The organism is Sutcliffiella rhizosphaerae (assembly GCF_917563925.1).
Classification (GTDB): Bacteria; Bacillota; Bacilli; order Bacillales; family Bacillaceae_I; genus Sutcliffiella_A; species Sutcliffiella_A rhizosphaerae.
In genome coordinates this window covers 50,765-62,648 of record NZ_CAKJTJ010000023.1, presented here as the reverse complement: position 1 = coordinate 62,648, position 11,884 = coordinate 50,765, and the positions used below count along the sequence as shown (strand labels likewise).

At 38.3% G+C, this 11,884-nt stretch carries 12 protein-coding genes and 1 riboswitch; all 12 genes read left to right on the top strand.

Annotated elements, in window-relative coordinates; all coding sequences use genetic code 11:
- Positions 1–147 precede the first annotated feature (147 nt).
- The 12 genes from tenA (at position 148) to LRP81_RS16815 (ending at position 11,883) form a co-directional block, all read left to right on the top strand.
- Positions 148–852, top strand: coding sequence for a thiaminase II (gene tenA / locus LRP81_RS16870; protein ID WP_230503274.1), 705 nt, complete (start codon positions 148–150; stop codon positions 850–852).
- Entirely contained in the window at positions 842–1,426 is a 585-nt protein-coding gene (locus LRP81_RS16865) for an ECF transporter S component (RefSeq protein ID WP_230503273.1), read from the top strand. The genes tenA and LRP81_RS16865 overlap by 11 nt, the downstream gene beginning before the upstream one ends.
- Positions 1,427–1,433: 7 nt before the next feature.
- A complete protein-coding gene (locus LRP81_RS16860) occupies positions 1,434–2,894 on the top strand; it encodes an ABC transporter ATP-binding protein (RefSeq protein WP_317987089.1) in 1,461 nt (486 codons plus the stop codon).
- The gene (locus LRP81_RS16855) at positions 2,875–3,672 is read left to right on the top strand and encodes an energy-coupling factor transporter transmembrane component T family protein (protein WP_230503281.1); all 798 of its coding nucleotides are present in this window, start codon (positions 2,875–2,877) and stop codon (positions 3,670–3,672) included. The genes LRP81_RS16860 and LRP81_RS16855 overlap by 20 nt, the downstream gene beginning before the upstream one ends.
- A gap of 67 nt (positions 3,673–3,739) precedes the next feature.
- Positions 3,740–3,846: riboswitch (TPP riboswitch) on the top strand.
- Positions 3,847–4,017: 171 nt separating this feature from the next.
- Positions 4,018–4,623, top strand: coding sequence for a thiazole tautomerase TenI (gene tenI, locus LRP81_RS16850; protein ID WP_230503272.1), 606 nt, complete (start codon positions 4,018–4,020; stop codon positions 4,621–4,623).
- A complete protein-coding gene (gene thiO / locus LRP81_RS16845) occupies positions 4,620–5,747 on the top strand; it encodes a glycine oxidase ThiO (RefSeq protein WP_230503271.1) in 1,128 nt (375 codons plus the stop codon). The genes tenI and thiO overlap by 4 nt, the downstream gene beginning before the upstream one ends.
- Positions 5,748–5,751: 4 nt before the next feature.
- Positions 5,752–5,955 (top strand): sulfur carrier protein ThiS, encoded by a 204-nt coding sequence (gene thiS, locus LRP81_RS16840; RefSeq protein ID WP_230503270.1) that lies wholly within the window; start codon positions 5,752–5,754, stop codon positions 5,953–5,955.
- Position 5,956: 1 nt separating this feature from the next.
- Positions 5,957–6,724, top strand: coding sequence for a thiazole synthase (locus LRP81_RS16835; protein ID WP_230503269.1), 768 nt, complete (start codon positions 5,957–5,959; stop codon positions 6,722–6,724).
- A complete protein-coding gene (locus LRP81_RS16830) occupies positions 6,724–7,752 on the top strand; it encodes a thiazole biosynthesis adenylyltransferase ThiF (protein ID WP_230503268.1) in 1,029 nt (342 codons plus the stop codon). The genes LRP81_RS16835 and LRP81_RS16830 overlap by 1 nt, the downstream gene beginning before the upstream one ends.
- 14 nt (positions 7,753–7,766) lie before the next feature.
- Positions 7,767–8,570 carry a bifunctional hydroxymethylpyrimidine kinase/phosphomethylpyrimidine kinase gene (gene thiD, locus LRP81_RS16825; RefSeq protein WP_230503267.1) on the top strand — a complete coding sequence of 268 codons (804 nt, stop codon included), beginning with the start codon at positions 7,767–7,769 and terminating at the stop codon, positions 8,568–8,570.
- A complete protein-coding gene (gene thiE / locus LRP81_RS16820) occupies positions 8,567–9,226 on the top strand; it encodes a thiamine phosphate synthase (RefSeq protein ID WP_230503266.1) in 660 nt (219 codons plus the stop codon). Before thiD ends, thiE begins: the two co-directional genes overlap by 4 nt.
- Positions 9,227–10,125: 899 nt before the next feature.
- Complete coding sequence (locus LRP81_RS16815) at positions 10,126–11,883, top strand: ABC transporter ATP-binding protein (RefSeq protein ID WP_230503265.1); 1,758 nt, start codon at positions 10,126–10,128, stop codon at positions 11,881–11,883.
- Position 11,884: the final 1 nt, after the last annotated feature.

Below are 11,884 nucleotides of genomic sequence, written 5' to 3'. Positions count from 1 at the left end.
CTCAAAAGTCTATATGCAAGATATGAAAGTTTACGTCAACTTTAATTGAACCGCCGTATACCGAACGGTACGTACGGTGGTGTGAGAGGTCGGGGGTTAGTCACCCCCTCCTACTCGATTTTACAAAATAGTAGGAGGAATGGGGACATGAAATTTTCACAGTTAGTTAGAGAACAGGCGGATTCTATTTGGGAGGCAAGTTTTAACCATCCCTTTGTAACAGGGATAGCGGATGGGTCACTGTCACTAGAGGCGTTTAAGTATTATGTGTTACAGGACGCCTATTATTTAAGTCATTTTGCCAAGATTCAGGCTTATGCTGGAGCAAAGGCTTTTGATTTACATACAACATCACGCCTTGCCGCACATGCACAAGGGACGTATGAAGCGGAATTATCTCTTCATGAAAATTTTTCAAAAAGACTCGGAATTTCAGAAGCTGAAAAAGCAGCTTTTAAAGCAGCTCCAACTGCACATGCTTATACATCACATATGTACCGAGCTGTTCTGACAGGTGGCCTTGGTGAAGTGATTGCCGCGTTATTGCCATGCTATTGGCTTTATTATGAAATTGGGGAAAGACTACAAGGCGCAACACCTGAAGAGCCGATTTATCAAGAGTGGATAGCCGCATATGGTGGCGATTGGTTTAGAGAGCTTGTCGAAGAACAGATAAACAGATTAGATGAGTTGGCCGAAAAAGCGACAGATGAAGAAAAAGTTAGAATGCTAGAATATTTCGTTATAAGCAGTCAATATGAATATGCTTTTTGGGAAATGGCTTATACACTTGAAAAATGGCCAGTACTTGAGAACAAAGTAAGCATAGGGGATTGGGATAATGGCAAATAAAGGGTTGAAGTTGACTGATATATTAGTGACAGTTGTTATTGCACTTGTCTTTGGAATAATCTATAAAATCTGGGCACCTGTTTATAATGTGTTAGCTCCTTTTGGTCTGCAGCTACAAGAGCTGACATATGGAATGTGGTTTATTGCCGCTACAGTTGCATATCTTTTGATTCGTAAAGCGGGAGTTGCGTTTTTAGCTGAAGTAGCAGCTGCTTCCGGCGAGTTTTTAGTAGGATCGGAATATGGCTTAATGGTTTTGATTTATGGAGTGATACAAGGTTTACTTGCAGAACTTGTTTTTGCGGCTTTCCGTTACAAACGGTTTGATATCTATATTGCCTCAATTGCAGGAGTTGCGGCAGGAGTGGGTTCTTTATTGCTAGACCTTTTCAGAGGATATTTACTTGACTATGTTTGGTGGAATCTTGCGTTATTAATCTCTTTTCGATTGATAGGTGCTGCCCTATTGGCAGGAGTTTTAGCGTTTGTTCTCGTAAAAGCACTGGAAGCTACAGGCGTTACTAGTCTTTTCAGATCAGCAAGCCAGGAGGATTATGATTCATTAAGGAGTTGAAAAGACTATGGTGCAAACAATCGTAGAAGTCGAAGAGATGAATTTAAAGTATTCAGGCGGAACACAACTTTTTCATAACCTATCTCTTTCCGTTCAACAAGGAGAGAAAGTGTTAATCATTGGTCCTTCTGGATGTGGGAAATCGACGCTTATTCAAGTTCTCTCAGGTTTAATACCAGATGTTTTGGAGGTTCCTATGATTGCAAAGAGCCATCTATCATCCAAGTCATGGGGATATGTGTTTCAAGATCCTGAAACTCAATTTTGTATGCCGTTTGTGGATGAGGAATTGGCATTTGTATTAGAAAACCTGGCAGTACCAAAAGTGGAAATGGAAGAGAGGATTGTAGAACTTTTAGAACTTGTAGGACTACAATCCTTGGCTCCACATACAAAAATATCTCAACTTTCAGGTGGTATGAAACAGCGACTAGCAATAGCATCCGTATTAGCAATGGATCCTGAAGTACTTTTCTTAGATGAACCAACAGCCTTATTAGATCCTGATGGGACAATGGATGTATGGGATACGATAAAAAAAGTTGGAGAAGACAAGACAGTAATTATTGTGGAACATAAAGTGAATCAATTGTTGGATTTCGTAGGACGGATCATTGTGATGGATAATAGTGGGCAAATTGTTGCGGATGGACCGACAACAACTATTTTTCAAAACTCCATTTCGTTACTAAAAGACTATGGTGTATGGTATCCAGATGCATGGCATGATTATTTACAGTCCAAAAACCCCCTTGATTACTCGTTGGATAATAATGAAACAGTAATGAACATGGAAGAATTTATTGGTTATAGGGGTAACCAACAAAAAATCTACGTTCCAAAAGCTAACATACGAAAAGGTGAGTGGATCACGATTGTTGGAGAGAACGGTGCAGGGAAGAGCACACTTCTTGAAGCGATGATGAAGCTTTTGAAGACGGAAGGGAAATTGTTTTTGGAGGGATCTTCTGTAAAAAATGTCCCAACTACACATATTACTTATGTCTTCCAAAACCCAGAATATCAATTTATTACGAAATCGGTGGAAGAAGAAATCGGATACACCATTATGAAACAGAATGTTAGTGATTTCAAGGTAAGAAAACGTGTAGAAGAATTACTTCTCCTATTTAATTTAGAAAGGGTCAGACATCAACATCCATATCAACTATCGACAGGTCAAAAAAGAAGGCTCAGTGTAGCAGCAGCAGTAGTGGATCGACCAAAAATCTTGCTTCTAGATGAACCAACATATGGTCAAGATAGCAAAAATACGTTTGCCATGCTTGAATGGTTAGAGCAATTAAAGATAGCTGGAGTTGCGATTATCATGGTGACGCACGATCAACAAATAGTTTCAGAGTTTGCAGATACGGTATGGACAATAAAAGAAGGCACACTAGTAGACAGGAAAACTAATGAAAAATCAAATAGTAGGAGTAAACACCATGCAATGGGAGCTATTTAAAAATGAAACATGGATGCATCATATAAATCCCAGCCTCAAACTACTTGGAATGATTGCACTTTTCATTAGCCTTTTATTTATTCATAATATTAATATTATGGTCTATCTTACCGCTTTTCTTCTATTAGTTTATCTTTTTCTAACTGGTCAATCATACAAACTTAAGCTGATTCTTCTCATACCATTTTTCTTTTTGTTTTTTACTTCTGCAATATCTATGATTTTCTTTGGAAAAGGAAATACGACTTGGTGGCAGTTTGGACTGATACACATTACAGAGGAAAGCTTCTATAGAGGCGTTCATCTCGGTTTAAGATCATTGTCTATCGCGTTTATTGGTCTTATTTTTGCACTAACCACCAAGCCTGTATTTTTGTTCTATTCCTTAATGCAACAATGGAAGCTTTCCCCTAAATATGCGTATAGTTTTATGGCGGGTTTTCGTCTGCTTCCGATGATTGCAGAGGAATACTTGATTCTTAGAAAAGCGCTACTAATTAGAGGAGTGGAACAAAAAAATGGAGTGAAAACATTATTGAAAAAGGTATACTACTACAGTATTCCACTCCTTTCTCAAAGTATTAGAAGGGCACACCGTATTGCGGTAGCGATGGAAGCGAAGCGTTTTAATCAAAAAGCTAAACGAACTTTCTATTACGAACTTTCCTACTCGTTAAGGGATGGGGTATTTGTTTTATTATTTGTTATGGTCCTTGGTATTGCTACCTACTTGGGAATTCATTATCCATACATTGATAGTACAAATGTGAGATATTAGAGACATTAATCCATTTTCTTTTGATTAGGTAAAGACTATGCTATACTAAACGCAATAGTAAATATAAAAGAATCACTGGGGGAGTCAAAAGTGACTGAGATGGAAAGAGTAATTTCCAGACCCTTTGAACCTGATCTAGTTCATACTAGCGTAGGGAAGTGGAGCAACTTTATCCATATGGAATCTCAATTGCAATCTTTGGATTAAAACCACTCTTTACGTATAAGTAAAGAGTGGTTTTTTTGCTTTTGGCTCATTCGTTGATTGGTGCATACATCAGAAAGAGAAAAGTGATTAGCGATGTTAACAGAGCCTTGCTTTTAGAAAGGTATAAGGGTGAGGAATATGCAACTACATGTCATTACAGACGGAAAAAGTACAATGGAAGAATTATCAAAGAAAATTGCTGATATCCATCATCAAGTGGACTTCATTCATATTAGGGAAAAACAGCGAACAGCAACGGAAATAGTTGGTTTAGTAACTGGACTTATTAATAATGGAATCCCACCTAAAAAACTTATCATTAATGATAGGGTGGATGTTGCACATGTATTAAATGTTGGCGGAGTTCAGCTTGCCTATCATAGTTTAGAGGTTTCCGAGGTACGTAGATTTTTCCCAGAACTAAAAGTGGGAAGATCCGTTCATAGTTTAGAAGAAGGACTTCAAGCAGAGAGAGAGGGAGCAGACTTTGTCATTTATGGACATATTTATAGGACTGATTCCAAACCAGGCATTGCTCCTCAAGGTCTACAAAAATTAAGGGAAACAACAAGGGTCTTGGACATCCCTGTCATCGCCATAGGAGGAATAATTCCAGAAAATGTCTCGGAGGTGTTAGCGACAGGAGCACGAGGAGTCGCTGTTATGTCTGGAATATTTAGTAGTCCGGATTATAAAAAAGCAGTCATAGCGTATCGTTCCCAAGCAAAGGAGGAGGTACTTTGAATCAACACTATGATGTGATTGTAATAGGTGGAGGAGTAATCGGTTGTGCAGCAGCCTATTATTTGAGTCAGAAAGGACAAAAAGTTCTATTACTTGATAAGGGAAAAGTAGGGGGTAAGGCATCTAGAGCAGCTGCTGGCATGCTTGGTGCTCAAGTAGAAGTTACGGAAGGGGGTCCTCTTTTTGAGATGGCAAAAGAAAGTAGAGCGATGTTTCCGTCTCTTCAATATGAATTGAAAGAGCATTCTGGTATAGATATTGAACTGTTCCAAAAGGGAATGTTAAAGCTTGCTATGACAGAGGCAGAAGCGGTGCAAATAAAAAAATCGATTACTTTTCAGCAAAAACTTGGCGAACGAGCAGGGTGGCTTAGTAAAAATGAAGTGTTGCAAAGTGAACCTTATCTTAGTGATAGTTTTGTTGGAGCAATGAGTATTCCTTCTGATGGTCATGTGAACCCTGAGAAATTAACCCAGGCTTTTTTCCATTCAGCCGTACACTTTGGGACGGTTACAAAAGAATTTGTTGAAATATATGGTTTTCATAAAAATAGTGACAGAATTTCCGGAGTGTTAACAAACGAAGGGGATTTTTTCGGTGACCAAATTGTGCTTGCTGCGGGTGCTTGGAGTGAGCAATTGGTTAAGAATTGTGAGATAGCACTTCCTACTCTTCCAGTAAAAGGAGAGTGTTTGTCTGTTGTAACAAATGAAAAGCTGCTATCCAGTACCATTTTTTCAGAACGGTGCTATCTTGTCCCAAAAAGCGGTAACAGAATAGTCATCGGAGCCACTATGATTCCTAATACGTTTTCAGAAAACGTGACAGTTGGGGGGATTTCCAGCTTGATGATGGAAGCTATGAAAATACTCCCTACCATCAAGGATTCAACCTTTGAAAAGGTGTGGAGTGGAATTCGACCACAGACCAAAGATGGTCTTCCTTATCTAGGAAAGCATCCTAACTTTGCGAATCTAGTAGTAGCAACAGGGCATTATCGAAATGGCATTTTACTTTCTCCCCTAACAGGTAAACTTATTGCAAATATAGTTTTAGGGCAAGCTGTACCCACTTATTTAAAAGCTTTTTCATTAGAAAGGAATCCAAAAGGTACGGAGGTGTAACATTATGCAATTATTCATTAATGGGGACCCAGTTGAGGTACCTGATACTGTTAAAACAGTCTTAGAATTACTACAACATTTTCAATTGGACCAAAAAGTTGTCATCGTCGAGAAAAACAAAGATATTTTGAATAAAGAAAATCACGAATCAGAAGGCATTAGTGACGGAGATCAATTAGAATTCGTACATTTTGTAGGAGGCGGTTAATATGTTGAAAATTGGATCGTATTCTTTTAAATCAAGGCTATTGTTAGGTACAGGAAAATATCCTGACTTTGATATACAAAAGCAAGCAGTAGATGTTTCAGATACTGATATTCTGACATTTGCTGTAAGGAGAATGAATATTTTTGAAGCGAGTCAACCAAATTTTCTAGAAAAATTGGATTTAGAAAGATACACACTGTTACCAAATACTGCAGGGGCAAAAACTGCAGAAGAAGCAGTAAGGATTGCCAAACTCGCAAAAGCTTCTGGCCTTTGTGACATGATTAAAGTGGAAGTAATTGGTTGTTGGAAGACCTTGCTCCCAGACCCTGTAGAAACATTAAAAGCGACAGAGGAACTGTTAAAAGAAGGATTTACTGTTTTACCGTATACTTCAGACGATGTTGTCCTTGCTAGAAAACTAGAGGAACTTGGTTCACATGCTATTATGCCAGGTGCATCCCCTATAGGTTCCGGACAAGGAATAATCAATGAGTTAAATTTAAGCTTCATTATAGATCAGGCAAATGTCCCTGTTATAGTGGATGCCGGAATTGGTTCCCCTGCAGATGCGACGAAAGCAATGGAGCTTGGAGCAGACGGAGTATTGCTTAATACAGCAGTATCAGATGCAAAGGATCCAGTCAAAATGGCACATGCAATGAAGCTTGCCATTGAAGCTGGCCGTCTCGGATATGAAGCAGGTAGAATCGAGAAAAAAAGCTATGCATCAGCAAGCAGCCCGACAGAGGGAATGAGTGTTAACTAATGGAAAGATATTCACGCCAAACTTTGTTTAAACCGATTGGAGTAGAAGGACAAGAAAATATTAAGCAGAAACATGTCCTTCTCATCGGTGCAGGTGCTCTTGGTACTGGAAACGCAGAAGCGTTAGTACGGGCTGGTATAGGAAAAATAACCATTGTTGATCGTGACTACGTGGAATGGAGTAATTTGCAACGTCAGCAACTTTACACAGAAAAGGATGCAAAAGAGAGAATTCCGAAAGCAGTAGCAGCAAAAAAACGGCTTCAGCAAGTAAACGCTGAGGTGGAAATAGAAGGTCATATTAGTGATGTCACAGCTGAATATCTGGAAGAAATGGTAAAAAAAGAGAACATTGATTTAATGCTGGATGCTACAGATAACTTTGATATCCGGATGATCATGAATGATGTTGCTCAAAAGTATAAGATTCCATGGATATATGGTGCATGTGTAGGAAGTTATGGTATCTCCTATTCCATTTTTCCAGGAGATACCCCTTGTTTGCAATGTCTATTAAAAACTGTCCCATTAGGGGGAGCTACTTGTGATACGGTTGGAATTATTGCTCCTGCAGTGGGTATGGTAGTGGCTCATCAAACAGCGGAAGCTCTAAAGATTCTCACAGGGACTAACATTGCTGCTTATAATCGCAAGTTAATCTCGTTTGATTTATGGAAAAACCACTATGTCTCCATGAATGTGAATAAGTTGAAAAGCTCTGATTGTCCTAGTTGTGGAGATGCACGAACATATCCCTATCTGACTTATGAAAACCAGACCAAAACTGCTGTTCTTTGTGGCAGGGATTCAGTTCAAATCAGACCAGGGAGCAAAAATGCTAGTAGAAATTTAAGTGAGCTTAAAGAGAATTTATCTTCTCAATCAATAAAAGTAGAAGTAAATCCCTATCTTGTATCTTTTCAAGTAGAGGATGCCAGATTGGTAGCTTTTCAGGATGGCAGAGTTCTTGTGCACGGAACAAAAGATATATCAAGAGCCAAATCATTGTATCACCGATATTTTGGATAAGGGACTGAGGAAAAATGATACCAAAAGTATTAACCATTGCAGGTTCAGATAGTGGTGGAGGAGCCGGGATACAGGCAGATATTAAAACATTTCAGGAATTGGATGTTTATGGAATGTCTGCCATAACCGCTTTGACTGCACAAAACACCCTTGGGGTTCAAAGTGTTTATTCCATCCCAATAGATATGATATTGGAACAATTGGCTTCTATTCACGAAGACCTTCGTCCTGACGCATTAAAAACGGGAATGCTTTTCAGCAGTTTTATTATAGAAGCTGTTTCTGACAAGATAAAAGAATACGGTTGGGGTAACCTTGTTGTTGATCCAGTAATGATCGCAAAGGGTGGGGCAATGCTTTTGCAAGAAGATGCCATTAAAGCAATACGAGAGAAACTTTTACCACTTGCCAAAGTTACTACTCCTAATATTCCTGAGGCTGAAGTGTTAACAGAGATGACGTTAGATACGATGGAACGGAGAAGAAAAGCAGCAAAAATACTTCAAAGTCTTGGTTCAGAAAGTGTAGTTATAAAGGGTGGCCACGGAGAAGGAGATACATTAATAGATTTGTTGTATGATGGAGTATCATTTATAGAATTCAAAAGTGATCGAATTCATACACGCCACACACATGGAACGGGTTGTACTTTTGCAGCTGCTATCGCCTCATTCTTAGCAAAAGGTCAATCTGTGGATATAGCTGTGAAAAATGCCAAGCAATTTATTCAGAAAGCAATTGAAAATGAACTTGGTATCGGTGGCGGACATGGGCCAACTAATCACTGGGCACACAGAAAGGCAAGTGTCAGTTTATGAATAGAGATATGTTGAATGTCTACTTTGTAATGGGAACGGAAAATTGTAATGGCAAAGACCCCAGTTTCGTTTTACAGGAAGCTATTAGAGGCGGAATTACCCTTTTTCAATTTCGGGAAAAAGGAGATACTGCCCTCCAAGGTCAGGAGAAGGTTTCCCTTGCAATAAAATTACGAGACATATGCCATCAACATAAAGTTCCTTTCATTGTTAATGATGATATTAATCTTGCATTGGAAGTGAATGCAGATGGTGTTCATATTGGCCAAGAAGATGATGATTTTATTAGCGTAAAACGCAGATTACCTGCTAAAAGCATCATTGGCGTCTCCTGCCATACCCTAGAAGAAGCTGCTAAAGCAATTGCGGATGGCGCTGACTACCTAGGTGTTGGGCCGATGTTTTTTACCACAACAAAAAAAGATATTCATGCAGTACAAGGACCAAAAGTGATCCGGGAAATCAGAGATAAGGGTTATACGATTCCGATAGTTGGTATCGGTGGTATCAATAATAGTAATGCTAGGAAAGTATTAGAGCATGGTGCAGATGGCATTGCAGTTATTTCGGCTATTTCTATGGCAACATATCCTTCTAATGCTGCCTTTGAACTTAAAGAGATTCATAAAACTGTCAAAAATAATTCACCTATTTGAAAAAAAAATGATATAATAAAAAGACCATTTACTTTATGACATGTTTGCATTTTTCCCACTCTGATATGAAGAGTGGGATTTTTTTGTTTTCCTCGTTTAATAGAAAACCTGCTTAAAAATCTTCAGTTGGGGAGTTGTACATCGAAAGGTTATTCAACCATCACCAAAAGTTCGTGTGCTACCTCGAAAGGTTATCCAAATACCATCATTGCTTTTCAAAAACCCACTAAATGGTTTCCAAATACCTCGAATAATGGTAGTAATTAAGTGAGACCAGGATTGCTAGCTACAACTCTTATGACTATTTTAGTAAGAGGGCAGTGATTTTTCATGTAGTTTAAAATGGTATCAAAATTTACAAAACATCTTCTCTTTTTCAAAACTATCTTAAAATTAGGTGAAATTGTCATTGACAATAGCTTGTCTGCGGTGGTAAGTTTAGAAAGTGGAAATTATATGAATTGATACAATAATAAAAAGGAAAAGGAGGGAAACGAGATGATGATGATCATGTTAACAGATGCAATTAAAGTTAAAGCCAATAAATTTAATAAGTCTCGTGACCTGTCCTGTAAGAATGGTGTTAGGCTTTAAACCTCCATTCTGGCATATCCTTTTTCTATATATTGGATAAAGTGTAAATTACACAGGTCACCATTATGGTGTGACGTGTGCTTTTTTATGGATTAAAAGTGGCATACCACATTGCGTTGGTATGCCATTTTTTTGTTTTGTTTTATTTCTATATTTTTCCACGCATAATATGGGCATACTGCTCGGAATCATTAGGAGGTAACAATTATGCAAAATGTTTATGTTCGATTCATGATGTACAAAGTGGCTTCAGATGGTGGGTAGCAAAAAAATAGAACTCATCATAGAAGGGAGAGTATACAATTATGTTTTCTGTACTAGGAAAATTGGGTTGGTTTTTTAAACAATATTGGAAAAGATATTTAGTAGCAATTTCGTTACTTATATTTGCAAGTATTTTGGAGGTTATACCGCCAAAAATGATTGGAATGGCTATAGATGATATTCAGGCAGGGGTATTTACTACTGAAAAGATTGTACAGTATGTGTCATTTCTAGTGATTTTAGCGTTCGTGACATATGGAATTACTTATGTCTGGATGTTTCAGCTTTTTGGAAGTTCATTTTTGGTTGAAAGATCACTAAGGTCAAAGTTAATGGGACATCTATTGAGGATGACCCCAACGTTTTATGAAAAGAATCGTACGGGTGATTTAATGGCTCGTGCGACAAATGATTTAAAGGCGATATCAACAACTGCAGGGTTTGGTGTCCTCACTTTAATTGATTCGAGTGTGTTCATGCTTATCATTCTTGGTACCATGGGATTTATGATTAGTTGGAAGCTAACTTTGGCAGCTATCATTCCCCTCCCATTAATGGCGCTGGCAATGAACATTTATGGAAAGAAAATTCATCAAAGATTTACGGAAGCACAAGATGCTTTCGGGGACATGAACGATAGAGTATTGGAATCGATCGCTGGTGTCCGTGTCATAAGAGCATATGTGCAAGAAAGAGCAGAAGAAGGCAGATTTCATCAAATGACAGATGATGTCTATAAAAAAAATGTCAAAGTTGCCATTATTGATTCTTTATTTGATCCAACCATTAAATTATTGGTAGGGGCAAGCTACTTAATTGGTTTGGGATATGGCGCATACTTAGTTTTCCATAAGTCCATTACTCTGGGAGAACTAGTGGCATTCAATGTCTATCTTGGTATGTTAATATGGCCAATGTTTGCTATAGGTGAATTAATCAATATCATGCAGCGAGGAAATGCATCCTTAGATCGTGTAAATGAAACATTAGCATATAAAGAGGATGTAAAAGATCTTCCAGAAACAATTCATGTAGAAAAACCGGAAACTATTGATTTTCAACAGGTATCTTTTCGTTACCCCTCCTCCAATACCGATAATTTGAAGAATATCTCCTTCCATCTTAAGGCAGGGCAGACCCTTGGAATTGTGGGCAAAACAGGAAGCGGTAAAACAACGCTGATTAAACAGTTGTTAAGAGAATATCCTCTTGGCTCTGGTAACATCAAAGTGAATGAGGTGAACCTTGCCAAGGTTTCACTTGATAGTATCCATAGTTGGATCGGTTATGTACCGCAGGATCATATTCTTTTCTCGAGATCTGTTAAAGAAAATATTTTATATGGAAAAGAGCATGCATCGGAAACAGATATCAAACATGCTATTAAAATGGCAGCATTTGAGAAAGATTTAAAAATGCTTCCAGACGGATTGCAAACATTGGTGGGAGAAAAGGGAGTTTCCTTATCAGGTGGGCAAAAACAACGTATTTCCATTGCACGTGCATTAATTGCAAATCCCGAAATACTTATTTTAGATGACTCGTTGTCAGCGGTAGATGCTAAAACAGAGGCAACTATTATAAAAAATATTAGAGATGAGCGTTCTGGAAAAACAACACTTATTACTACACACCGATTATCAGGTGTTCAACATGCAGACTGGATCATTGTTTTAGAAAATGGAGAAATTGTGGAATCCGGAATGCATGACCAATTAATGTCACTTGGTGGTTGGTATAAAGAACAGTTCGAGCGCCAACAGGTTCAATCGCCGAAAGGAGGCGAAGTATTAACATGAA